The sequence below is a fragment of the Paenibacillus sp. Lou8.1 genome (assembly GCF_024213565.1).
Taxonomy (GTDB): Bacteria; Bacillota; Bacilli; order Paenibacillales; family Paenibacillaceae; genus Paenibacillus; species Paenibacillus polymyxa_B.
Map to the genome: position 1 here is coordinate 153,601 of NZ_JANAVN010000008.1, position 23,984 is coordinate 177,584.

General features: G+C 46.9%; 20 protein-coding genes. 13 read left to right on the plus strand and 7 right to left on the minus strand.

What is annotated here, in order from left to right; all coding sequences use genetic code 11:
• Nucleotides 1–26 precede the first annotated feature (26 nt).
• The 8 genes from NLX78_RS13250 to NLX78_RS13285 all read left to right on the plus strand — a co-directional run bounded on the left by NLX78_RS13250 (nucleotide 27) and on the right by NLX78_RS13285 (nucleotide 8,423).
• Nucleotides 27–1,328 carry a pyrimidine-nucleoside phosphorylase gene (locus NLX78_RS13250; protein WP_039273927.1) on the plus strand — a complete coding sequence of 434 codons (1,302 nt, stop codon included), beginning with the start codon at nucleotides 27–29 and terminating at the stop codon, nucleotides 1,326–1,328.
• Between the two features lie 80 nt (nucleotides 1,329–1,408).
• Nucleotides 1,409–2,509, plus strand: coding sequence for a leucine-rich repeat domain-containing protein (locus NLX78_RS13255; RefSeq protein ID WP_254350648.1), 1,101 nt, complete (start codon nucleotides 1,409–1,411; stop codon nucleotides 2,507–2,509).
• A gap of 27 nt (nucleotides 2,510–2,536) precedes the next feature.
• Complete coding sequence (locus NLX78_RS13260; protein WP_254350649.1) at nucleotides 2,537–3,031, plus strand: putative periplasmic lipoprotein; 495 nt, start codon at nucleotides 2,537–2,539, stop codon at nucleotides 3,029–3,031.
• 116 nt (nucleotides 3,032–3,147) lie between these two features.
• Nucleotides 3,148–3,831, plus strand: coding sequence for a hypothetical protein (locus NLX78_RS13265; protein ID WP_250266716.1), 684 nt, complete (start codon nucleotides 3,148–3,150; stop codon nucleotides 3,829–3,831).
• A 354-nt stretch (nucleotides 3,832–4,185) separates the two neighbouring features.
• Nucleotides 4,186–5,250 (plus strand): sulfate ABC transporter substrate-binding protein, encoded by a 1,065-nt coding sequence (locus NLX78_RS13270; RefSeq protein WP_254350650.1) that lies wholly within the window; start codon nucleotides 4,186–4,188, stop codon nucleotides 5,248–5,250.
• 78 nt (nucleotides 5,251–5,328) lie between these two features.
• Nucleotides 5,329–6,162 carry a sulfate ABC transporter permease subunit CysT gene (cysT, locus tag NLX78_RS13275; RefSeq protein WP_254350651.1) on the plus strand — a complete coding sequence of 278 codons (834 nt, stop codon included), beginning with the start codon at nucleotides 5,329–5,331 and terminating at the stop codon, nucleotides 6,160–6,162.
• 92 nt (nucleotides 6,163–6,254) lie between these two features.
• A complete protein-coding gene (gene cysW, locus NLX78_RS13280; RefSeq protein ID WP_250260386.1) occupies nucleotides 6,255–7,130 on the plus strand; it encodes a sulfate ABC transporter permease subunit CysW in 876 nt (291 codons plus the stop codon).
• Nucleotides 7,131–7,292: 162 nt separating this feature from the next.
• A complete protein-coding gene (locus tag NLX78_RS13285; RefSeq protein ID WP_039273942.1) occupies nucleotides 7,293–8,423 on the plus strand; it encodes an aminotransferase class V-fold PLP-dependent enzyme in 1,131 nt (376 codons plus the stop codon).
• A gap of 87 nt (nucleotides 8,424–8,510) precedes the next feature.
• On the opposite strand, the gene phnE (NLX78_RS13290) is transcribed toward NLX78_RS13285, so the two are convergent.
• From phnE (NLX78_RS13290) to NLX78_RS13305, 4 genes are all read right to left on the minus strand, one after another.
• Nucleotides 8,511–9,308: a phosphonate ABC transporter, permease protein PhnE gene (phnE, locus tag NLX78_RS13290; RefSeq protein ID WP_254350652.1), complete on the minus strand. Its 798-nt coding sequence runs from the start codon at nucleotides 9,306–9,308 to the stop codon at nucleotides 8,511–8,513.
• A complete protein-coding gene (phnE, locus tag NLX78_RS13295) occupies nucleotides 9,305–10,159 on the minus strand; it encodes a phosphonate ABC transporter, permease protein PhnE (RefSeq protein ID WP_254350653.1) in 855 nt (284 codons plus the stop codon). Before phnE (NLX78_RS13295) ends, phnE (NLX78_RS13290) begins: the two co-directional genes overlap by 4 nt.
• Nucleotides 10,156–10,926 carry a phosphonate ABC transporter ATP-binding protein gene (phnC, locus tag NLX78_RS13300; RefSeq protein WP_039273947.1) on the minus strand — a complete coding sequence of 257 codons (771 nt, stop codon included), beginning with the start codon at nucleotides 10,924–10,926 and terminating at the stop codon, nucleotides 10,156–10,158. Before phnC ends, phnE (NLX78_RS13295) begins: the two co-directional genes overlap by 4 nt.
• A 133-nt stretch (nucleotides 10,927–11,059) precedes the next feature.
• The gene (locus NLX78_RS13305; RefSeq protein ID WP_254350654.1) at nucleotides 11,060–12,025 is read right to left on the minus strand and encodes a phosphate/phosphite/phosphonate ABC transporter substrate-binding protein; all 966 of its coding nucleotides are present in this window, start codon (nucleotides 12,023–12,025) and stop codon (nucleotides 11,060–11,062) included.
• A gap of 257 nt (nucleotides 12,026–12,282) precedes the next feature.
• On the opposite strand from NLX78_RS13305, the gene NLX78_RS13310 reads away from it, so the two are divergent.
• The 4 genes from NLX78_RS13310 (at nucleotide 12,283) to NLX78_RS13325 (ending at nucleotide 18,788) form a co-directional block, all read left to right on the plus strand.
• Nucleotides 12,283–14,193 (plus strand): bifunctional 2',3'-cyclic-nucleotide 2'-phosphodiesterase/3'-nucleotidase, encoded by a 1,911-nt coding sequence (locus NLX78_RS13310; protein WP_254350655.1) that lies wholly within the window; start codon nucleotides 12,283–12,285, stop codon nucleotides 14,191–14,193.
• A 246-nt stretch (nucleotides 14,194–14,439) separates the two neighbouring features.
• Complete coding sequence (locus NLX78_RS13315) at nucleotides 14,440–15,846, plus strand: DNA-binding protein (protein ID WP_254350656.1); 1,407 nt, start codon at nucleotides 14,440–14,442, stop codon at nucleotides 15,844–15,846.
• 197 nt (nucleotides 15,847–16,043) lie between these two features.
• Nucleotides 16,044–16,853: a bifunctional hydroxymethylpyrimidine kinase/phosphomethylpyrimidine kinase gene (gene thiD / locus NLX78_RS13320; protein ID WP_013312022.1), complete on the plus strand. Its 810-nt coding sequence runs from the start codon at nucleotides 16,044–16,046 to the stop codon at nucleotides 16,851–16,853.
• Between the two features lie 237 nt (nucleotides 16,854–17,090).
• Entirely contained in the window at nucleotides 17,091–18,788 is a 1,698-nt protein-coding gene (locus tag NLX78_RS13325) for a M3 family oligoendopeptidase (protein WP_053326125.1), read from the plus strand.
• An 88-nt stretch (nucleotides 18,789–18,876) separates the two neighbouring features.
• On the opposite strand, the gene NLX78_RS13330 is transcribed toward NLX78_RS13325, so the two are convergent.
• Complete coding sequence (locus NLX78_RS13330; RefSeq protein ID WP_061828937.1) at nucleotides 18,877–19,848, minus strand: ring-cleaving dioxygenase; 972 nt, start codon at nucleotides 19,846–19,848, stop codon at nucleotides 18,877–18,879.
• A gap of 250 nt (nucleotides 19,849–20,098) precedes the next feature.
• On the opposite strand from NLX78_RS13330, the gene NLX78_RS13335 reads away from it, so the two are divergent.
• Complete coding sequence (locus NLX78_RS13335) at nucleotides 20,099–20,629, plus strand: GNAT family N-acetyltransferase (protein WP_254350657.1); 531 nt, start codon at nucleotides 20,099–20,101, stop codon at nucleotides 20,627–20,629.
• Between the two features lie 111 nt (nucleotides 20,630–20,740).
• Here the strand turns inward: NLX78_RS13335 and NLX78_RS13340 are convergent, their stop codons facing one another.
• Nucleotides 20,741–23,287, minus strand: a complete 2,547-nt coding sequence (locus tag NLX78_RS13340; RefSeq protein WP_254350658.1) for an ABC transporter permease — start codon at nucleotides 23,285–23,287, stop codon at nucleotides 20,741–20,743.
• The gene (locus NLX78_RS13345) at nucleotides 23,284–23,961 is read right to left on the minus strand and encodes an ABC transporter ATP-binding protein (protein WP_061828934.1); all 678 of its coding nucleotides are present in this window, start codon (nucleotides 23,959–23,961) and stop codon (nucleotides 23,284–23,286) included. The genes NLX78_RS13340 and NLX78_RS13345 overlap by 4 nt, the downstream gene beginning before the upstream one ends.
• Nucleotides 23,962–23,984 lie beyond the last annotated feature (23 nt).

Below are 23,984 nucleotides of genomic sequence, written 5' to 3' on the forward strand. Positions count from 1 at the left end.
ATACGCACAGTGAGGAGAAATGACATATGAGAATGGTAGACTTGATTGAGAAAAAACGTGACGGAAAAGAACTGAGTACGGAGGAAATTAATTTTATTATCCAAGGCTACACTCAGGGTGAAATTCCCGATTATCAAGTCAGTGCATTGGCGATGTCCATTTTCTTCAAAGATATGACTGAACGCGAACGCGCTGATCTGACGATGGCGATGGTTCATTCGGGTGATACCATTGATCTGTCCGCGATTGAAGGTGTAAAGGTCGATAAGCATTCCACTGGCGGTGTGGGTGATACAACAACGCTGGTACTGGCTCCGCTCGTAGCGGCCTTGGACATTCCGGTAGCCAAAATGTCAGGCCGCGGCCTCGGACATACCGGAGGAACAATCGACAAGTTGGAGGCTATTGCAGGCTTCCACGTCGAAATCAGCAAGGACGAATTTGTGGATTTGGTGAATCGCAGCAAAATTGCGGTCATCGGACAAAGCGGTAACCTGACACCTGCGGACAAAAAGCTGTATGCCTTGCGTGACGTTACGGCGACGGTCAACTCGATTCCGCTGATTGCCAGCTCGATTATGAGTAAGAAAATCGCTGCCGGCTCCGATGCCATTGTGCTTGATGTAAAAACAGGTGCAGGCGCATTTATGAAAACCGTAGATGATGCCAAAGCACTGGCACATGCCATGGTAAGCATCGGTAACAATGTGGGTCGCAAAACGATGGCAGTCATTTCCGATATGAGTCAACCGCTGGGTCTGGCCATCGGTAACTCGCTGGAAGTGAAAGAAGCGATTGATACGCTGCGTGGCGAAGGACCGAAAGATCTGGAAGAGCTGTGTATGGCTTTGGGCAGTCAGATGGTATTTTTAGCAGGGAAAGCAGAATCCCTTGAAAACGCCGAAGAGAAGCTCAGAGAAGTCATTCGCAATGGCAAAGCACTGGAGAAATTCAAAGAGTTTATTGCGAATCAGGGCGGTGACGCTTCTGTGGTGGATCATCCTGAACGCTTGCCACAAGCACAGTATCTTATTGAGGTGCCTGCGAAGCAGGATGGTGTGGTAGCTGAAATCGTGGCTGACGAAATCGGTACCGCAGCGATGTTGCTTGGAGCAGGACGTGCGACCAAAGAATCCGAGATTGATCTGGCTGTCGGCTTGATGCTGAACAAAAAGGTCGGGGATGCTGTTCAAAAAGGCGATTCGCTAGTTACTATCCATGCGAACCGTGAAGATGTAGCCCAAGTGCTGGAGAAAATCTACGCGAACATCCGTATTGCGGATCATGCGGAAGCACCAGTGCTGATCTATGGAACAGTGACAGAGTAAGCGGTAAGCCCTATTCAAAAAGTCGTATGGGGTGTCTTTGATCAAGTTTGAAAAATATGACAGCTGGACTCATAATAGATATGAGTTCGGCTTTTTTTATTGTAAGGCCGAGGGCACAGAGGGGGAGAGACAAGTTCAGATTATACAGCGATGTTCGGGGAGCAGCCTATGAGAGACTGATTGATTATGCTATGGAACGGGCAGACACGTTTATGCTAGGCATACATAAATGGGCGACAGAGGATGAGAATGGAGTGATCGACCAGGATACTCTGTTCAAGGAATTACTACAGCAATTGAAACCTTTTTTACTGTCCACACACTCATATGAGGAAATTAGGGGCATGCATTCCATTGCCTACACACAAGGAACATTTTACCGATACCAATGTGCGCCTGAGGCAGGGGGACTATTAAAGCAAGCGGCGTCCAGTCTGTTTTCCTGGGTACATCCCCAATTGCCTGAAGATTTGTGCTTCCAGAATGCGGATGGAGAGGATTGGATCATTAACATAGCTCACGAACGAATAGGTAGACTAAACATGGCTACAGAAGAAGCGGATGAATTGGAGAAGCTTATCCCCGGTGTGTTTATTCACAAACCTGAATATCATCAGAATATAGATGTTTTTCTGAACGATGCTATTCGGCATCAACCGGATCGAGTAGAGCTTATGTCGTTTGGCTTGAGGGAGATACCGGAACGGATTAGAGAACTGCATTCTCTGAAGCATCTGACCATTTTCGAGCAGGATATACGAACACTACCGCATGCTTTGTTCGAATTGGAATCGTTGGAGTCACTGACGATACAAGTAGCGGATTTGGAAGAGCTACCGGCTGATATTGCCAAGCTGACCCGGCTCAAAAGCCTGAGGATCAGCTGTGGATGCTATGATCGCCCGGCACCAGATGTCAAAGTAATACCCAAAGAGGAGCTGGCATTCCGGCATTTGCCTCCTGAAATTGGAGAGCTGCAACAACTGGAGTATCTGGATATCCAGTATAGCGGAATCCGTACGTTGCCTCCTGAAATACAAAACTTGAACAATCTACGCTCTTTGGACATTGTGAACGGATTCATCGAATCGGCACCCGACTTTATATATAAAATGACTTGGCTTGATCGCTTCCTTATAGAAGATAAGCCGTTCCATCTGTGCAATCACGGTGACGACTGAAGATAGATAAGAAGAGGAGGAAATCAAATGGTGGAGAAATGGGTTTGGATGGGGGTTGCAGGGGCAATTGTGGGTTATGCCACTTTTGCTAATATGAGCGTTCCTACATCAACTATTACAGAAGTAAATCAGAGTCATTCGACTGTTCCGCTTAGTATGCAGAGTAAGCAAGGAAGTGCAGCGAAACGCGTTGTACATGACCAGGAGATGCAATTTGGAGGACAAGGACAAACGAGCTTTAGATTTGAAGAGGGGCACAAGTTGTACATCAGTATCAAGAATACAGGAAAGCAACCCGTACAATACAAGCTCAATAGTGCAAATGGATTAGACTTGCAAGGGTCAACGAGCGGGTTTTCCAGCCAAACGTTGCAGCCGGGAGAACGCCACGATCTGCTGTTTGTAAAGCCAGAGGGGCAGGATGAAGCTGTAAGTGACTCCTTGAAAGAGATGATTTTGAAAGTAAGTACGGACGATGGATCGCAAGGAAGCGTTAAAACCTTCGCATATATTACACTGTAAGCCCCTTCCAGAAAGGGTGCGACATGCGGTCATTAGTCTACTTATGTTACAATAGAACGGTTGAAGACTTAATGAACAGAATAGGTCAGAGCAGAAAGCAGAAAGGATGACCCGTTGTGCCCAGAAACCATGAATTCGGTAATCAAAAGATGTCACGGAGGCTGTCACTCACAGCCATTTTACTTACACTTACTTTTGTAGCACTTACTGGCTGTGGTCAGGATAAGAATGCTGAAACCATTGATACTGGAAGCAGTACAAGCGTGATCGAGAACGGAGCCGGTGGTAATCGTAGCGGTTCAGCCCAAAGTGACAAAGCAGCGAAAGAGAGCGAGAGTGCAGAAAACAGCGGTACGGATGCACAAAAGTCAGCTCCTTCGGCTCCAGCTGCTTCATCGGATACATCTTCTTCTCCGGCAGTCTCCAATCCATCGCAAAATCCATTTGAGGTAGCAGGTATTCAAGATCCTAAAGCGTTTTTGAACACGTTCAAAGCGCTGCAGAAGGCAGTTGCCGACAATGACAAGGAGAAAGTGGCCGATTATATTTTGTACCCTCTGCGTGTTAATGATAGTGAAAAGTCGCTAACGATTCCGAATAAGAAAGATTTTATGGCCAAGTATGATCAGATTTTTACGGACGCAATTCGTGAGGCGCTGGTGAATCAAAAGACAGATGATTTGTTTGTTAATTATCAGGGAGTCATGGTGGGTTCCGGTGAACTGTGGTTGAGAAGAGCTACGGACAATCCGAAGCTTTTTGGAGTCTTTTCGATTAATCTTGAAACGGTTGCCAACTAAGTCGTACTCCGTGTGTAAATGACCTCTAAACGGTCGGAAACATATATCATGTTTCTGACTGCCCCCCTTTAAAGAAAGAAAAGTACAGATGATACATACCAAAAAAAGGTTTGACATCACTCCTAAACTCTCGTATTATATCCATATAACTCATTAAACAGGTAGGAATTAAAGAATTAAAGTATGATCTCGCCATTTTGGCGGAGAACCTCTAGGAACAGCAGGCAGACACTGTCCACGCGACAGGTTTGACCTATCAGAGCTGCATCAGGGAATTCTCCGCTCTTTTTTTGATTATGTCTGTAAATAACAGGCGTAAATGAATACAAATTACATAGAATTCGGGGTGTCTTGATGAAAAGGCAATGGAAAAGTGGACTTATTCTCGGGCTATCTTTGGTTTTAACGATTATGCTGAGCGCTTGCGGGGCAAGCAAAGGAGGGACGCAGGCGGATGGTAGTTCTGCTGCCGGTTCCAAGGAAGTGGAGTTGCTCAATGTTTCTTATGATCCGACCCGTGAGCTGTATGAGGCATATAATAAAGCGTTTGCCGCCCATTGGGAGAAGGAGAAAGGACAGAAGGTTACGATCAAGCAATCTCATGGAGGATCTGGCAAGCAAAGTCGTTCTGTGCAGGACGGGTTGGATGCGGACGTGGTAACTCTGGCCCTGGGCTACGATATTGATGCGCTACAGGAAAAAGGACTTGTTAAAGAGGGGTGGCAAAGTAAATATGAGCATAACAGCGCCCCGTACACTTCAACCATCGTGTTACTGGTGCGCAAAGGGAACCCGAAAGGGATCAAGGACTGGGACGATTTAATCCGTGGCGATGTGCAAGTTATTACACCGAATCCTAAAACTTCGGGCGGAGCACGTTGGAACTATCTTGCAGCCTGGGCCTATGCACTCAAGAAGAACAATAACGATGAAGCTAAAGCCCAGCAGTTTGTACAGGACCTGTATAAGCATGTGCCGGTACTGGATAGCGGAGCACGTGGAGCGACAACGACTTTCGTAGAGCGTGAAATTGGCGATGTGCTGATTGCATGGGAAAATGAAGCATTGCTCTCCGTGAAGGAGCTGGGTGCGGATAAATTCGATATCGTATATCCATCGATCAGTATATTGGCTGAACCTCCGGTAGCAGTAGTCGATAAGGTGGTAGATAAAAAAGGTACACGCGAGGTAGCGGACGCGTACCTGAAATATTTGTACAGTGAAGAAGGGCAGACCATTGCTGCCGAAAATTATTATCGCCCAACACTGGAGAGTGTGACGGCAAAGTTCAAGGATCAATTTCCTAACTTGGAGCTCGTAACCTTGAAGGATGTATTCGGGACATGGAAGGAGACGCAGCAGAAGCATTTCAGCGACAAAGGCATTTTTGACCAGATTTATGTACCCGGCAGTTCATAAAATAGGTGGGCTGTGTAGGCGATTGATCGGTAGCCGCGAGTGTCATAGTGAATGGATTCAGAGAGGGATGAACAGAACATGAGTCAAGTGCAAGCCACCCGAAAACGCGTACTTCCCGGGTTCGGGTTAACAATGGGTTATAGTGTGCTGTATCTCAGTCTGGTGGTGCTGGTGCCTTTATCGGCATTGCTTCTGAATTCAACTGGACTGACGTGGGAAAAATTTTGGGACGTGGCGACTGATGTCAGGGTGCTGGCTTCCTACAAGGTAAGCTTTTTGTGTGCCGCGGCTGCGGCGCTGATCGACCTGTTTCTCGGTTTATTGATAGCCTGGGTGCTGGTGCGTTATGAGTTTCCGGGGAAACGAATTTTTGATGCGGTGATTGATCTACCCTTTGCTTTGCCTACTGCCGTAGCGGGGGTTGCTTTGACTGCTCTGTATGCGCAGAACGGCTGGATCGGTTCATTGTTTGAACCGCTTGGATGGAGGCTGGCATACTCACAGACGGGAATTACGCTAGCATTGATGTTTATTGGCATTCCGTTCGTCGTACGGACAGTGCAGCCGGTTTTGGAGGAGCTGGATAAGGATGAGGAGGAGGTCGCTGCTACGCTGGGAGCTGGCAGATGGCGTATCTTCTGCAGCGTTATTGTGCCGGAGCTGATGCCACCGCTGCTGACGGGTTTTGCGCTCGCCTTTGCCCGTGGTATTGGCGAGTACGGTTCTGTCGTCTTCATCTCTGGCAATATGCCGATGAAAACGGAAATTGCTCCACTGCTCATCATGTCCAAGCTGGAGCAAAATGACTATGCAGGAGCTACGGCGGTAGCGTTGATGCTGTTGGTGATTTCATTCGTGCTGCTACTCGTGATTAACAGCATTCAGCGCTGGTCACGGCGCCGTGCAGTTTAACGTAACTGCCTGAACGCAACTGTCTAATGTAATTATCTAACGTTAACATGCAGGGCTGCGCATGATACCCGCATTCTAAGGAGGGATACACCATGTCACAAGCAATAACTGGGCAGGAGCTTGCTTCTGCACCAGTGCCTTCATCCGCACCGCCCAACAGGGTCACGACCGAGGCCACTTGGGTGAAGTGGACGCTGATTGGTGCTGCTTTTTTAGCTTTGCTCTGGGTGCTGGTATTGCCGCTAATCGTCGTGCTTACCGAAGCGCTCAAGCAAGGATGGAGCGTCTACGTCGAAGCGTTACGGGACCCAGATGCCATGTCTGCATTGCGGTTGACGCTGCTGGTGGCAGCGATAACGGTACCGCTGAATACGGTATTTGGTGTAGCTGCCGCTTGGCTGATCACGAAATTTCAATTTCGCGGCAAAGGCTTGCTGGTCACCTTGATTGATTTACCCTTTGCCATCTCTCCTGTCGTCGGAGGGCTGATGTATGTATTAGTGTTCGGCGCACAGGGCTGGCTTGGACCGTGGTTGGACGAGCATGATATTAAAATTATATTTGCTCTGCCTGGTATTATTTTAGCGACGCTGTTCATCACCTTTCCATTTGTGGCGCGAGAACTCATTCCAATGATGGAAGATCAGGGACAGCAGGAGGAAGAAGCGGCGGTCACATTGGGCGCGCGCGGCTGGCGCATTTTCTGGAAAGTGACGCTGCCGAATATCAAGTGGGGTCTGCTGTATGGCATCATTTTGTGTAATGCGCGAGCCATGGGTGAGTTCGGTGCAGTGTCCGTCGTCTCTGGACATATCCGGGGAGAGACGAATACACTGCCGTTGCATGTAGAAATTTTGTATAACGAATATCAATTCTCGGCATCTTTTGCGGTGGCCTCGTTGTTATTGTTACTAGCTCTGGCTACTTTGGTGCTTAAAAGCTGGTTTGGACGCAAACGCGTGCATTAATTTATGATTTTGTATATGATTCCTCAGGGCCTCTCTTTGCGTCTATCGTCTGTTAACGGCGAGAAGATGGGAAGAGAGGCCCTTGTTCTAAGGTGGCTTATATGGATAATAAAATGATTATATCAAGGCACGTTGGTGTGCCCAGGAGGAGCGAAGGGAAAAATGAAACATCCGTTTCAGTCCTACCGTCAGCTGTTTCCAGTGCTGTCCTCACATATCCATGTAGGGAGTTGTTCCCAGGGGGCCGTATCAAGGCCGGTTTCCGCTGCCATTGAGGAATATCATCGAAGTTTGCTGCAACACGGTCATAACGGCGATCTGTCTATGGCACGTTTGGAGGAGGCTAGAGGGCATTTTGCCAAGCTCATTGGGGCGGAGCCTGACGAAATTGCGGTCCTGTCCTCAGCCTCTGAGGCGATTGCCGGGGTGGCCACAGCCCTTCCTTATGTACCGGGAAAAGAAGGCATTGTGTATGCGGACACCGACTTTCCGACGGTGGGACACATCTGGCAGGCACAGGAGATGTTCCGGGATCACATCTGCTGTATCCCCTCCATCGAGGGAGAAGTGACGATAGAGCAGTATGAGGAGCATGTTACGGAGAAAACTGCACTCGTTATGGTGTCACAAGTGAACTATACCAACGGATTTCAGCAGGATTTAAAATCCATTGCAGACATAGCTCACCGAAATCAGGCGTTGCTGTTTGTGGATGCTTATCAGTCTGCAGGGATCGTTCCAGTGGATGTAAAGGCAATGGGCGTAGATATTTTGGTCGCGGGAGCACGTAAATATATGCTTGGAATTCCAGGCGTGGCTTTTCTTTATGTAAGCAAGGACCGAATAGACCGCTTCAAGCCCCGTCTTACAGGCTGGCTTGGGCAGGAGCCCGCTTCCCGGTTTGATATTGCTCACCCGGTTCCGGCGGCGGGAGCCCGACGCTTTGAGACGGGATTGCCTTCTTTCATTAGCATTTTTGCCGCCAATGCGGCCTTAAAGCTGCTGCTGGAGATTGGAGTCACGAGTATTCAGGCCTATATGAGTGAGTTGTTGGATTTTTCCGTTGAATATGGACGGCGCAAAGGGTTACACATACGTGTACCTTACAGGGGAGGTACATTACCAAGCCTGCTCGCTGTTGAAGTAGCCGACGTGTCGGCTGTGGAAAGGAATTTGAGAAGCCAAAATATGATCGTTTCAGCACGAAAGGATGTTATCCGTGTGGCTCCGCATTTTTACAATACGGCTGAGGAAGTCCGACGGGTCATAGATGAATTGGCAGGGCGATGTTGAACGAACGGCAAAAGCCTCTTCCGAGTGAATGGGAGTATAACATCCCTTTTTACACAGGAGAGGCTTTTTGGACGTTTAGAATTCTAATTATACGATCCGTTTGCGCAGCCAGCCGGAAATCAGATCCGTCAAAATGATCAGGACCACAATGCCGAGCAAGATAACGCCTACACGGTTCCAGTTGCGCATTTGGAGTGCAAACAGTAGCGGAGTACCGATACCACCTGCACCGACCAGACCGAGCGTGGTAGCAGAACGGATATTAATTTCAAAACGGTAAAGCGAATACGAAAGAAACTGTGGAATCACCTGCGGTAGCACGGCGAAGAAAATCACCTGCCAACGGTTGGCACCGCACGCGATCAAAGCCTCTTGAGGCCCGTGATCGACACTTTCGATCGTTTCCGAGAAAAGCTTCGCCAGCATGCCGATGGAGTGAATGCCGAGGGCAAGCACACCCGCAAACGAGCCGGGGCCAACGGCTTTGATAAATAGGATGGCGACGATCATTTCGGGAAAAACCCGGATGACACTAAGCACAAATTTCCCGCTACCCGATAAGGGACGTAGACGGGTCATATTGCTGGACGCCCAAAAGGCGAACGGAAGGCAGACAAATGCGGACACGAAGGTTCCGAGTACTGAAATGACCAGCGTATCCAGCAACCCGCGCAGTAAATCCTCTCCCTCAGGGATGTAGACGAACGACCAGTCGGGATGAAGGAAGCCGTCCAATATAGCGACAGAGACACTTTTGGCCGTTCCCTGTAATCCTTCAAACTGCATCCCGCGAAAAGCCCAAATATAAATGATGATTAGCAGAGTAGCTATCGCCCATAGGCGTAGGCGGGAGCCAATAGGTCTGCGAAGCGTAGGATCATTCATAATAATTTCCTCCGTAGCAGGTTACTGCCGTAATCAATCGCAAGGACGATGACGAGGGTCAGTAGAATAATGATGCTTGCCCGATCATATCGGAACAGCCCCAGAGAACGGTCAAGCAACAGACCGATACCACCAGCCCCGACCAGGCCCAGAACGGAAGCCGCGCGCACATTAACCTCAAAGGTATACAGCAAGTACGACACAAAATAAGGAAGAGCCTGCGGAACCACACCAAAGGCGATGACTTGAATGCGACTCGCGCCAACAGCGGTCATGGCTTCCAGCGGCCCGGGATCAATGGCTTCAATCGCCTCAAAGGTCAGCTTGGCTATGATGCCAAAGGAGAAGAAGAGCAGGGCGAGCATCCCTGCAAACGGCCCGATGCCGAACACCGCCACAAAGATTGAGGCAAACAGCAAATCAGGAATTGTCCGTACTAGGTTCAGGATCGTGCGCATTGGCAGCGAAATCAGTTTGCGCGGCATCACATTATAGGCACACAGCAACGCGACAGGGATCGCCAATATGGCTCCCAGTGTCGTGCCGACAATGGCGATCTGGATCGTTTCCAGCATGGGTTTCCAGATGGTAGGCAGGTAGCTCCAGTCGGGTGGAAACATTTCACCCAACAATTTGCCCATCTCCGGCAAGCCGACGATCAACTGATATGGTGTGGCATCCGTATGAATGGAGCAGGCTACCAGAACCACGATAAAAATCATCCAGGTGGCATAACGCTTGTAACGTCCTGGCAAAGGTGGCCCTGCGGGCGGCTTGCTTGGCTGTGGCGGTCCAGCATGCGGTGACGGTTGCGTCGTAGAGAGCGGCTGGGCAGTAGAGCCGGGCTTCATGATCCCACTCCCAGCAGCTCATCATGCTTGATGGCCCGGCCGTAGATCTCCGCAAAGGCCTCATCCGTAGCTTCCTCCGGTGTGCCGTCAAAGACCACTTCCCCGGCGCGCAATCCGATGATCCGCGTTGCATATTCGCGCGCGAGATCAATGAAATGCAGATTGACGATGGTCGTAATCTGCATTTCACGGTTGATGCGCTGGAGGTCATCCATGACCTGACGGGTGGTCAGCGGGTCCAGCGATGCGACAGGCTCGTCCGCCAGAATGATTTTAGCCTCCTGCGCCAGGGCGCGGGCGATGGATACGCGTTGCTGTTGGCCACCGGACAGTTCATCTGCCCGGCTGTAAGCTTTTTCGCGGATGTTCACGCGCTCCAGCGCTGTTAGTGCCAGTTCGATATCCTCCTTCGGGAAGAGACCGAGAATGGTCCGCAGCGTCGAATGATAGCCGACGCGGCCGGAAAGTACATTGCGGAGCACTGTCGAACGCTTAACCAGATTGAAGCTTTGAAAGATCATGCCGATATCACGGCGAATGCGCCGCAACTCGCTGCTTCCAGCAGACGTGACGGACCTGCCACCCACGACAATGTCGCCGGACGTAATGTCATGCAGTCGGTTAATGGAACGCAGCAGGGTAGACTTACCTGCACCGGATAAGCCGACGATGACGACCATTTCTCCCTCCTGAATCGTCAAATTAATATGGTTCAACCCTTTGGTGCCGTTCGGGTATGTTTTCGATACGTTACGGAATTCGATCATATGCTCCCAACTTTCTCCCCCGATGGGGTGGAATGAAAACAACACCGCCATGAATACATGGACGGTGCTGCCCTGTCATTCGTAAAGCCTGTTTCGTAGCTGTTACTTCATTACAGTATCTAGTTTGCTCCGATTACTTAACCGCTTGGCCAACGGCTTCGGCGTATTCACGCACGGAGTCGAAGTTTTTATCGTCGCCCTTTTCATAACCTACATGGGTGTAAATTTCTTTAATGATCTCGCCGCCTGCAGGGTCTTTGGAAATGTCAATAAAGGCTTGGCTGATCTTGTCTCTCCACGCTTGATCCATATCAGAACGTACGCTGACGGTGTCATTTGGAATTTTAGCTGTGTAATGAATGACGCGAGTTTTTTCAAATACATCCGGGATTTCCTTCTTCACCGTGTTACGTGCATCCTGGAAAACAGCTACCGCATCAACTTGACCGTTCAGCAACGCCAGAATAGCAGCATCGTGGCCTTTGATCGTCACACCCTGCACATCCGTGTCCGGGTCCACGCCAGCTTTTTTCAGCTCTGCTGCAGGGTACACGTAGCCTGCGGAGGAGGTTACATTTTGCCAGCCAACCTTCTTGCCTTTCAGATCAGCTAGACTTTGAATCGGAGAATCCTTTTTCACCACGATCATTGCTTTATAAAAGTTTACTTTTTCAGTCGTGTCCTTGCCTGTAGCATCTTCAATGCCGTAGCGTTGAGCTTGCAACAGCAAATCGGCTGCTTTACGGTTATCGTGGCCCAGTACATAAGCATTCGGCGGAAGGAATCCTACATCTACCTGCTTGGAAGACATGGCTTCCACAATCGTATTGTAGTCAGGAGATACCGTTACTTTCACCGGGATTCCAAGCTTGTCACCCAGTAGATTTTCGAGCGGTTTGGCTTTGGCTTCGAGCGTATCTGCATTTTGAGAAGGAACGAACTGTACCTTTAACTCCTTAGGAACATAGGCTGTGCTTTCGTTTTTAGAGCCATCTGTACCCGGAGTGGACGCGCTGTTGTTGCTTGCATTGGAGCCACAAGCGGCTAGACCCGCTGCCAGTGTGAAGGTCATGCACAAGGTCAGTGCTTTTTTGAACAAAATAATTTCCCCCTAAACATAGTGATAACGAAAATAAAATTAAAAACCTGTAAATGCTGTGACAAACCAAATCTTAACAGCTAGTCCCACAGCTAGGGTAAAAACCACTCCTGACTTTGGTAAAAATGATGTAAAATTTATCGTATGGTAAAAACCATTTTCTGGATTTATGCGAAATGCTTATTTTAACATTCTCTTAACAGTGCTCTGTTAGACTTGTTCAAGCTCTATGACCGAAGCTGAGGGAGAGAACAAGAGTGGATATTTTGGATATTAACGAAAAGGCAGACCAAGACAATGTAAGCCTTGTGAGAGTGAAATTCCGCATTATGGTTACAACCGATTTGCATGTCAGTTTGTGGAATTACGATTATTATACGGATCAGGAAACGCTGCATTACGGTCTGGCGCAAACGGCCAGTCTCATTCAAACAGCCCGGGCGGAGGTACCCAACCATATGCTGCTGGATAACGGAGATGTGATCCAAGGGAATCCGATGGGGGATTATGCTGTACAGCGAATCCAACAGGACCCAAGCGCGGTGCATCCCGCCTATAAAGCCATGAATCTGCTTGGATATGAGGCTGGCAATATCGGGAATCATGAATTTAACTACGGACTGGAATACTTGCAGACTTGCCTTCAAGGAGCGCAATTTCCTTATGTGAATGCGAACATTTATATAGCAGGAGAACAAGAACGAAATTACTTTACACCTTATCTATTGCTGGATAAGACGGTAGAGGATGAAGCAGGCGGTAAGCATCTGTTGAAGGTAGGGATCATCGGCTTTGTTCCTCCGCAAATTATGCAATGGGACAAGGCGTGGCTGGAGGGGAAAATCATTGTCAAAGATATGCTGGAAACGGCCAGACGGTTTATTCCACAAATGAAGGCGGCGGGAGCCGATCTGATCATTGCCATGCCCCATGCTGGCTTCGAAGATATTCCCGAAACACCTTATATGGAAAATGCGGTGCTGCATCTGAGCAGGATGGAAGGGATTGACGCCATTGTATTTGGTCATGCCCATAAAGTATTCCCTGGACCTTCGTTTATGGGGAAAACAGGTGTTGATCTAGAGCGAGGTACCATCCACGATATTCCAGCAGTGGAGCCGGGCTTTTGGGGGGATCATCTGGGTATCATTGATCTGGAGCTGACCTTTAGTGGAGGAAAGTGGCAGGTGGTTGCATCTGCTGCCGAGGTACGCCCGGTGTATGATCCGATACGCAAGGAGGCGCTGGTACAACCGGATACTGCCATTCAGCTGGAGGTAGCAGAAGAGCACGCCGGAACATTGGAGTATATTCGTGCACCTGTAGGTCAGACGACGATGGCGGTGAACAGCTTTTTTGCTCAGGTGATGGATGATGCTTCGGTTCAGCTGGTGAATGATGCGCAAATGTGGTATGTGAAGCAGCAGATGCAAGGGAGCGAGTACGAAGGATTGCCCGTTCTGTCGGCAGCAGCTCCTTTTAAAACAGGCGGCAGATACGGGCCATCGTACTATACCGATATTCCGGCGGGGACGTTGGCGATCAAGCATATCGCCGATCTGTACAATTTTCCGAATACGCTGCATGTCGTTCGACTGACCGGTACAGAAATTCGGGAATGGCTGGAGTGGTCCGCTGGACAATTCCGGCAAATTGATCCTTCAGCAGAACAAGAGCAAGAGCTGATTAATTCTGATTTTCCAAGCTTTAATTTCGATATCATCGACGGCATCAGGTATCAAATTGATGTAACACAGCCAGCCAGATATGATGCTGACGGGGGTCTAAAGGACCCAGATGCACACAGAATCATTCAGATGTCTTTTGATGGCGAACCGATGGATATGCAGCGAAATTATCTGGTTGTTACGAATAACTATCGCGCGTTTTCCTCTGCGCTGGTCAATCCGGGTGGAGAGCGAATTATACTTGCTTCACCGGATGAGAACCGTCATGTGCTGACCGAATACGTGCGGCATATGGAGACGTTGACGCCAAAAGCTGACGGCCATTGGTCCCTCGCCCCATGGTCAGGGCGTCCGCATGTGACGTTCCTGACCTCGCCGCAAGCAACGGATGCCGCTAATGCCTATTCGGAGTTGCTTTATGAAGGGTTAACGGTAGAGGGATACGCTAAGTTTGCCATCGATTTCGGACGTTCACGGTAGAACTGCTAACTAGTTTTTGTCCTATAAGTCCACAGCATCAAAATAATAGAAATAGACTGTCCCGCAGAGGACGGTCTTTTTTCATAAAACAGTTTTAAAATCGTACAAAATTCGTGATTTTATATGTCCTGAGTCGTGTTTAAAGTTATTGACCTCTCGTATAAATAGACATATACTTTGATTAAACAAATTTTGGTTTAAAAGGTAATGAAAAAGTCACCATCATTCGTTTGAGGGGGTGTCCCTTTGGAAAAAAACACCACGATCCGCGCAGAAATAGAAAAGTATATTCAAAGTGAAGGCATTTCAATGCAATGTTTTGCAGATGCTTCCAAGGTAAATCCGGGTACACTTAGCGGTATACTTAATCGGAACCCGCCACGGCCTATCTCAGTCAATCAGCTTGATCTGATTACAGAGGCCATGGGATTGGAAGAAGGATCTTTGTTCGAGATGTATGTGGATGAATGTTTTATTCATTCCTTACCACACTGGAGGAGGTTGCGTCCGTTTCTCCTGCGTTGCTCAGAGTTGAATAAGCTGGAGTGTATACGCAGTGTACTTGGCTATTTGATGGACGATTTATCGAACGTTCCTGCTATTTTTGAGACCGCAGAAGCGATGTTTGAGGATGGCAGACATGAAGCTTCCATGCTTCTGTATGATTGTGTCATCGAGAGTGAGAAGTATACCCACTCTGAACGATTGGCGATCAGCTATTTCCGTATATTCCAGATTCAGATTAAGGATAACCAACGGAACTTGAAGGCTGCTGTACAATTCCATTTGTACCGTAGTCGTCTACCGGAAATTTACGCACTGGAAGGCTTACATATGCTATCTCAAGTGTTTGCTTTAAAAATGCAATGGTCCGAGATGGAAATGTATGCGGACGAACTAAGAGAGCTGGCGCAGGCATTGTATCGCAATCGGAACCGTTTTGGAGATGAGCACCTGGAGCTGCTTAAACCGCTCGTTTATTACTATGCTCAGGGGCATCTGCTCAAGGCCAGCTGCTATGAGTTTCAGGGCAGATATGAGGAATCCAAGCAATGGATTGAGGGTTATGCAGATTTGAGCTGGTTTGAGGGTTTAGACGAAGAAGGCTGGAAAGTGGTCAACCTACATCGTGTATATGCACAGGGCAACCGACTTTGTATTGAAATTAAAATGGGCAACACTTCTGCAATCTATGAATATATTACTTACCTGCGTGAGCATCCGGATGAGACACTGGAAGGCTTGAACACCTTGCTCGAATCGGCGAACCGGTTCGGTTATTTCGTGGATGCCGAACTGGGACTGTTTAGTCAGCAACTCAAGAGCTTCTGGGAGCTTGCACCGGAACGATGGGACACTCATTATCGCAAGCACTTTAATGCATTTCGCTTTGCATCCTTTTGTAAGGTGTATGCGGAATATTATTTCCGAAAAGGTGATTACCCCGAGGGAGTGGGACAAATACTGCATTGCTTGCAACTGTCTGTCGATAATAGCTATACCGAACATATCATTGGTTGTATGGCTTTATTTGAGCAGCATCGGAATTTTGCTACACCGGAACAGCAGCAGCTGTATCAGAGCCTGTGCCTGGGCGTACGTGCAAATGAAAAGAATCATGCCTATGATCACAGTACCGGTGGATATCTATAATTCCAAATTTCTTTCGAATTCTTCATATAACACGTTATTGCGAGGATGTTCCTGTTTCAAAAGGGGATGTTCTCGTTTTTTAGCTGCTGCTGTCGCTTGTGACTTTTAACATAGAGAGGACCGTTTTGCGCGTTGACAAGTTTCGCAAGCGGGATTAGGATAAATGCAGCACAGAAAGTGAAGGAGAGCATGTACAAATGACGATTCCCAAAACATTAACGATAGCGGGCTCCGACACAAGCGGTGGAGCGGGTATTCAGGCAGACCTGAAAACCTTTCAGGAGCTTGGCGTATATGGTATGACCGTATTGACAACCGTAGTAGCGATGGGTCCTAAAACCTGGGATCATCTTGTATATCCTGTTGCGTTGGATGTGGTAGAAGCGCAGCTGCGTACTGTATTGGAAGGTATCGGTTTTGATGCGATGAAAACCGGTATGCTTGGTTCCGTTGAAATTATCGAGCTGGTAGCCAGCCATTTGAAAAAGCATGATCTGAAGCGGATCGTAATTGACCCGGTTATGGTCTGCAAAGGCACGGATGAAGTGCTTCAGCCGGAAAATACAGAGGCGATGCTGGAATTGTTGATTCCTGGCGCTGACCTGGTAACACCGAACTTGTTCGAGGCTTCGCAACTGGCGAAGAATGGACCGATCACGACACTGGAGCAGATGCAGGAAGCGGCTGCGATTATCCATGAGCGTGGAGCTAAGCATGTACTGATCAAGGACCGTGGCAAAATTCGCGCAGGTAAAGCGATGGATCTGCTATATGACGGAATCACTTTTGACTGGTTTGAAGCCGATGTTGTAAAAACAAACTTTACCCACGGTGCAGGCTGCACCACTTCGGCAGCGGTAACGGCTGGTTTGGCACAAGGGCTGACTGTACGCGAAGCAGTGGATCAGGCCAAGAGATTTATTACACAGGCCATTGAAGGTAGCTTCAAGCTGAATGAATTCGTCGGTCCGACCCTGCATGCGGCACATCGTTTGCAAAATCAATAAAGCATGAAGGTCTGCGATCTTAGAAAGACTTATAAATCTCCATCAGGCTGAATATATATTAGATTGTTTTAGATCATGACTTTTTTGATATATAGAGTTAGATGAGGCTCAAAAGCCGCAATACATAGTATTGCGGCTTTTGAGGTTGTATTTTTTTGGAATTGCAGCTTCCAGTTTGGTCTAATCGTACTGTATAATAGGCATCAGATTTATTACATTTAAGGAGGAACCGAGGCAATGACATTATTCAGCCAAATGGCTTACAGTCGACCAGAGCAACCTGAAATTGAACAGCGGTTTAAAACGCTGTTGCAGCAGTTTCGTGAAGCAGACAGCGTAGAACGTCAAAATGAAGTGATTCATGCGATTAACAAGCTGCGCAGTAATGTGGAAACACAATTGCAATTGGTGGAAGTTCGGCACTCTATTAATACGGAGGATGCCTTTTACAAAGCGGAGCAAGAGTACGCTGATGATTTCATGCCGGTTATTCAGGAGTATGTAACCGATTACTACCGGGCATTGGTGGATTCTCCATTCCGAACCGAGTTGGAGAGTCAATGGGGCAGCCAGCTTTTCAGTATTGCCGAGGTAGCACTCAAATCGTTCCATCCGGATATTATTGAGGATTTACAGCAGGAAAATAAGCTGACCTCGGAATATGCTCAATTGATTGCTTCAGCGAAGATCCCGTTCGAGGGAGAAGAACGCACATTGTCGCAGCTCCTGCCTTTTGAAATGGCTACCAACCGGGAGACGCGCAAACAGGCCTCCGAGGCTAAATATCAATTTATGAGTGAGCATGAGGACGAGCTGGACCGGATTTATGATGAACTGGTGAAGGTACGCACGCGCATGGCACACAAGTTGGGCTATGACAACTTCGTAGAATTGGGCTATGCCCGCTTGGGACGTACAGATTACAATGCCGAAATGGTAGCCAATTTCCGCGAGCAGGTGCTGAAGCATATCGTTCCTCTGGCAACCAAGTTGAAGGAGCGCCAGCGCGAACGGATCGGAGTAGATCAGCTTCGCTATTATGACGAGGGCTTCAACTTCCTGTCAGGCAATCCTACGCCTAAAGGTGACCCGGAGTGGATCATTCGTAATGGAGCACGTATGTATGAGGAACTTTCAGCGGAAACACATGAATTTTTCAGCTTTATGATCGAACGTGGACTGATGGATTTGATCAGCAAAAAGGGCAAGCAAAGCGGAGGCTATTGTACATTTTTGAGTGAATATGGCACGCCGTTTATTTTCTCTAATTTCAATGGTACATCCGGTGATATCGACGTATTGACGCATGAAGCAGGTCATGCCTTCCAGGTCTATGAAAGCCGACATTTTGAAATTCCTGAGTACCATTGGCCAACCATGGAGGCGGCTGAGATCCACTCTATGAGCATGGAGTTTTTCGCATGGCCTTGGATGAATCTGTTCTTCGAAGAAGATACGGACAAATATCACTTTGAACATCTATCCTCATCGTTGCTGTTCGTACCTTACGGCGTAGCCGTGGACGAATTCCAGCATGCCGTATACGAACATCCAGACTGGACCCCAGCCGAACGTAAAAGCGCATGGCGCTCCATTGAACGTAAGTATAAACCGCATCTGGATTATGAAGGCAACGAGTATCTGGAGCAAGGCGGATTTTGGCACAAACAGGGTCATATTTTTCAATCCCCGTTCTACTATATTGACTATACACTCGCGCAACTGTGCGCGTTCCAATTCTGGAAACGCATGAGTATCGACCGGACAGCTGCGTGGGAAGATTATTTGAAGCTATGCCGTGCCGGAGGAAGTCGATCTTTTACCGGATTGGTTGAGTTGGCTGGACTCATCTCGCCGTTCCAAGATGGCTGTATCGCCTCTGTAATCGGAGAAATCGAAGCATGGCTGAACAGTGTGGATGATAAAAAGCTGTAAGCATAACTAAAAAGGGCATTTCGCTTACCTGTCAAAGCTGAAAAGCTTGCAGATAGTGGAATGCCCTTTTGTGTAAATGAAACTTCAATTAATGTTTGGTGTTAAGCGGTTTGAGATTGGCTTCAATAGAGGCACGGCGCGATTCCAAAAATGGCGGTAACGCCAGCGATTCACCCAGAAACTCGAGTTCTTCATCCGTATCAAAGCCGGGTCCATCGGTTGCCAATTCAAACAGAATGCCGTTCGGCTCACGGAAGTACAAGGAACGGAAATAAAAGCGATCTACAAAACCAGAGTTGGAAATTTGCAGCTGCCCAATACGGTCTACCCACTGTTTGAGCTCTTCCTCAGTTTCAACACGGAAGGCTACGTGATGCACACTGCCGCGTCCTGGTCGCTCTTGTGGCAGATCGTTGCGCTCTTCCAGATGAACTTCGGTTCCTGTACCGCCTTCACCCGTTTCATAGATGACCACATCCGGTTGTCCAGCCACAGGAGAAGGATAGGAGCCCTTTTTGCGGAAGCCCATAACCTGTTCAAGAATAAGAATGGTATTCTCCGCTTTGGGAATAGTCAGATGAACCGGTCCAAGTCCTACAATGCCGTATTCGGCAGGGACAGGGCTTTTCTCCCAAGGCGTGCCGCCGCGCATTCCGTGATCATGCTCATCTGAAACGAGGAAGAAGCGTTGTCCTTCAAAATCCTCGAACGAAAGTGCCAAGCGTCCCGCTTGATCCGTAATTTCACCATGTTTTACATCCAGCTGCTCGAAGCGGTTTTTCCAGTAATCCAGTGCCTTGTCATTCGGTACCCGTAGGGAGAGAGCTGAAATGCTGTTATTTCCTGTACGAGTTTGTCCCGCATGTGGAATTTCAAAGAAAGTGACTTCTGTACCCGCAGTTCCACGCTCATCTCCGTAAAAAAGGTGATACACACTAACATCATCTTGGTTCACCGTTTTCTTGATTAGCCGAAGTCCCATTACCTGAGTATAAAAATCAACATTTTTAGCCGCTGCCGCTGTAATCGCCGAAACGTGATGCAATCCTAATAGTTTCATGTCATTATCCTCCTTGGTTTTTATATGATTAGGTTTTTCTAAACAAAATAAACAGTCGAAAAACTTTTCTTTATATTTATTATCTTGATATTAAGATATATTATTTTTGATTGTTTGTCAACTTAAATTACGGTCTTGCTTCAAAGACGGACAAAACTAGAAATTCGAAATAGTGCAAAAGCAGATACAATAAAGCTCAATATAGCCCAAAGTAGATAGAATGAATTTTATTATAAAAGGAGTGTACTAAATGTATACGGATAAGGATTTAACGATTAGGCCTGTTACAGAAGAAGACCTGCCGGCTCTTTGGACGTTAACTTTTAAAGAAGAAGCACCGGAATGGAAGCAGTGGGATGCACCCTACTATGAACATAAGCCACTTTCTTTTGATGATTATTTAAAAGAGAAGGAAAAACGAATCGGACAAGATGACTTTTGGATCATTGAAGTAGAAGGCAAGATCATTGGATCGGTGAGCTACTATTGGGAGCATCAGCCTTCACAATGGCTTGAAATGGGGATAGGTATCTTTGATTCGCGGTATTGGAGCGGTGGGTACGGTACGAGGGCGCTTCGACTATGGATCACGCATTTGTTTAATACATTACCTCTAGTAAGAGTGGGCTTTACAACCTGGTCAGGAAACCATCGGATGATGAAGGTTGGGGAGAAACTGGGCATGACCCTCGAAGCCAGACTTCGAAAGTGCAGATATTATAATGGAGAGTATTATGATTCGATCCGAATGGGTCTTCTACGGGAAGAGTGGAGGTTATAGGTATTCTGTAAAATAAGGCCTTACTAAGCATAAAAAGATGACTTCTGAATGGATCAGGAGTCATCTTTTTTGACGCGTATGGGTATTTTACTTTCTTATTTTTAGGTGTATCTACTCTGATTCTCGAAGTCGCTCCACAATACTTTGTTTGTTGTTCATAGAATAGACTGCTACTGGAATAAGTATCCCCAGCAATAACAGTAAAGGCAATGAGACAAACAGTGGCCAAATTATAAAGTGATAGCTTAAAAGCCATAGCAGGCTACATAACGGTTTCACAATCAAAAGAGAAAATAAGATTGCCAATAGAATAGAGGTTAGGCTAGTAGCCCCAACATAATATAGTCCTTCATAAATCAGCATTCCGCGCAATTGCTTTTTGGTCATGCCGATACTTTGCAGCATAGCGAATTCATTGCGGCGGGTCAGTATGCTGGTTAAAATCGCATTAATAAAGTTCAGGATACCAATCAAGCCAATAATCAAGCTGAGCAGGCCGCCGATCATTATAACAGTAGTTTGCATACCTGATAAAGCGTTTCTGGATGTAATCTTGGATTCATAGCTCATCATTGGTTCAATTGTTTCTGTGTATCGCTTCAAAAAGCTCTGCATGGACGTTTCCTGATTTGAAGATACATTAAAGGCATAGCTCATCATAGCAGGCTCTTTTACAAGTGATTTGTATATTTCCGCCGGGAGGTAAAAGCTATTATAGCTCGAAATGCGATTTGAATTGGTGGATTTGATACCCACATGGCCAAGTACTGTAAACTTTTGTGTTAAATACTCTCTACCCAATGGAGCACCATTTGCTGTTCTCACATAACTATGCAAAGTAACGTTCTCGCCCACTTTATGATGAATGCTTTCCATGTAAGGCTTGTCGTTGTCGTTCAGTTCGACTCCCTCCAGAATATACTTACCTGAGGCCATTTTCTTAAAATCAAGCTCACCATCAATCAACTGCAGCCGATGCAGGGGCAAATCTTCCAGCCCATACACGTCTACAAGGAAGTTGCCGTGAGCGTCAGTGTTCTGGGTATCATCCGTAATTCCCTTTGTATTTTCAGCCGTGAAAGCTGTTGGGTCACCGTATAATCGGCCGCCTTCTTCGAAGCCTGGTTGTGCCTGTACAGCCTTAATAAAACTTTCAGTGGTTTCATTTTCATGCCCACTAAAACTACTCGGAACCTGGAAATATCCAGCATGAGCAATGAGAAAATCGGTATCATTAAATTTGGCTAAAAATTTATCCATATCAAAACTCTGAGACAGCGTGAATACTGTATTTAGAAGCACCAAGCTTAAAGAAAGACTAATCACCACTAAAATAGTGCGTTTTTTATTACGCCCCAGGTTGGAACGAGCCATGAGGCGGATTTTTGCACCTCCGGTTGATTTTTTCAGCTTACGGCCACCCTTGGTATTTCCGTCTGTGTATCTTACTGCCTCAACCGGCGAAACAGCAGCTGCAATTCTGCCTGGCTTGAAAGTGCTGATCATTACGGTAATGAGCGCGAACAGAGCAGATCCGACAAAAATCCAAGGGTTAGGGGATACCGATATCTCGGTACCGTTATATACACTCATATTTATAATAAAAGGCACGAGCGATTTACCGATAAAAAAACCTGCTATTAATCCTACCGGGGTTCCTAACACTGATAGAATCAGCGCCTGTCTACGAATAATTCTGCGAATTTGTTTACCGCTTGTACCGATCGTCTTTAAAAGACCGTAAAAACGAATATCTCGCATCACTGATATTTGGATAATATTATAAATAATCAAATAACCGGTAAACATGATCAGTAACAGGGCAGAAGTTAACGCTATGATTGTCTCTGTATCTAGACTAAAATTGGTTGAGATGTATGCCCAACTTACATTATTCGCGATATAGTTTGGTGCATCTTCGTCAAGTGAATAACCGCTTTCGGTAATCACTTTATTGAGCTTTCCTCGCAAATCAAAACTATTGTCGAACATCATAGATGCACTAATCGTTCCAGTATGGAAGTGATCCTTTTTATAGTTGCTTTGTAATTCCTTGGCATGAGCATCGACATAGGCTTTAGAAGCGAATATTTGTCCTACGTTAAATACAGGATCACTTTTCCACCAGCCAGAGAGGACAAAATCCCGCTGTACTTCTTTACCTCGTATGTTAAGCTTTAATCTCAAAGGTGCTCCAATCTTCGGTGGAACATCCAATAGCTGCAACGTCTTGGAGTCTGCAATCACTTCATTTTCTGCGACAGGCTTGTGCCCCTCTTTAAGCTCAATAAAACCTAGCTTCAACCCTACATCATCGTAATACCAGAACTCCGTATGGCGTTTTAGGAATTTATCGTTTATAACTCGGTCGCTTAATATACGGTTATAAGCTATTTCCTTGATCAATGGATGATCCTTGACATGATTAAATTCGTCATCCGTTATATATTTAAGTACGGCATGTCCATCTCCACCGACCTGTCGCATGGTCGCCCGTTGTAAGCTTTCCACAGCGCCAATCCCCATAGTGAACAGTATTGTAAATAACAATGAAGTGAGAGCTATGGCAACAATAGCAAAGAGGTTACGGGTTTTGTTTACTTTGAAGCTCTTATCTGCCAGCTTGCGGATTACTTTTTTGTTCTTTACCTTGATCATCTAGTCGCACCACCTACTATTTTACCGTCCTCAATGCGGATGATGCGGTCTGCCATTTGCGCAATTTCCTCGTTATGAGTAATCATTACCATCGTTTGGCGGAACTGCTGGCTGGATACTTTGATCAATCCCATCACATCCAGACTCGTTTTACTGTCCAGATTTCCGGTGGGTTCATCTGCCAAGATAATGGCGGGCTTGGCTGCCAGTGCTCTGGCAATAGCTACACGTTGCTGTTGTCCACCGGAAAGATTGTTTGGCAGGTTATTCATTTTGTGGTCAAGGCCCAAGGTATGTACTATTTTATCTATGTGGGTTTTGTCTGGCTCTTTACCATCCAGTTCAATAGGAAGCACAATATTCTCGTAGACATTCAAGACAGGTACCAGGTTGTAATTTTGAAAAACAAAGCCAATCTTTCGTCTGCGAAAAATAGTCAATTCTTCGTCTTTTAATGTAGAAATATCTTTGCCGTCAATCGTAACGTTTCCACTTGTCGGACGATCAAGTCCACCCAGCATATGGAGAAGGGTAGATTTGCCGCTCCCGGACGTACCAACAATAGCGACAAATTCACCGCTTTCCACCTCCAGATTCACACCGTCTAAGGCATGAACAGCAGTATCTCCGTTTCCATAATGTTTTTTTAATGCCTGAGTTTTCAATAGAGCCATATACGTTCTCCTCCACAAAAAAA

Excerpts from the sequence above, each read along its gene's own strand:
- NLX78_RS13330 (WP_061828937.1), bottom strand. The coding sequence starts at position 19,848 with ATGAAACTATTAGGATTGCATCACGTTTCGGCGATTACAGCGGCAGCG.
- cysT (WP_254350651.1), top strand. The coding sequence starts at position 5,329 with ATGAGTCAAGTGCAAGCCACCCGAAAACGCGTACTTCCCGGGTTCGGG.
- NLX78_RS13285 (WP_039273942.1), top strand. The coding sequence starts at position 7,293 with ATGAAACATCCGTTTCAGTCCTACCGTCAGCTGTTTCCAGTGCTGTCC.
- phnC (WP_039273947.1), bottom strand. The coding sequence starts at position 10,926 with ATGATCGAATTCCGTAACGTATCGAAAACATACCCGAACGGCACCAAA.
- NLX78_RS13270 (WP_254350650.1), top strand. The coding sequence starts at position 4,186 with ATGAAAAGGCAATGGAAAAGTGGACTTATTCTCGGGCTATCTTTGGTT.
- phnE (WP_254350653.1), bottom strand. The coding sequence starts at position 10,159 with ATGAAGCCCGGCTCTACTGCCCAGCCGCTCTCTACGACGCAACCGTCA.
- phnE (WP_254350652.1), bottom strand. The coding sequence starts at position 9,308 with ATGAATGATCCTACGCTTCGCAGACCTATTGGCTCCCGCCTACGCCTA.
- thiD (WP_013312022.1), top strand. The coding sequence starts at position 16,044 with ATGACGATTCCCAAAACATTAACGATAGCGGGCTCCGACACAAGCGGT.
- NLX78_RS13260 (WP_254350649.1), top strand. The coding sequence starts at position 2,537 with ATGGTGGAGAAATGGGTTTGGATGGGGGTTGCAGGGGCAATTGTGGGT.
- NLX78_RS13255 (WP_254350648.1), top strand. The coding sequence starts at position 1,409 with ATGAGTTCGGCTTTTTTTATTGTAAGGCCGAGGGCACAGAGGGGGAGA.
- NLX78_RS13250 (WP_039273927.1), top strand. The coding sequence starts at position 27 with ATGAGAATGGTAGACTTGATTGAGAAAAAACGTGACGGAAAAGAACTG.
- NLX78_RS13325 (WP_053326125.1), top strand. The coding sequence starts at position 17,091 with ATGACATTATTCAGCCAAATGGCTTACAGTCGACCAGAGCAACCTGAA.
- cysW (WP_250260386.1), top strand. The coding sequence starts at position 6,255 with ATGTCACAAGCAATAACTGGGCAGGAGCTTGCTTCTGCACCAGTGCCT.
- NLX78_RS13335 (WP_254350657.1), top strand. The coding sequence starts at position 20,099 with ATGTATACGGATAAGGATTTAACGATTAGGCCTGTTACAGAAGAAGAC.
- NLX78_RS13345 (WP_061828934.1), bottom strand. The coding sequence starts at position 23,961 with ATGGCTCTATTGAAAACTCAGGCATTAAAAAAACATTATGGAAACGGA.
- NLX78_RS13340 (WP_254350658.1), bottom strand. The coding sequence starts at position 23,287 with ATGATCAAGGTAAAGAACAAAAAAGTAATCCGCAAGCTGGCAGATAAG.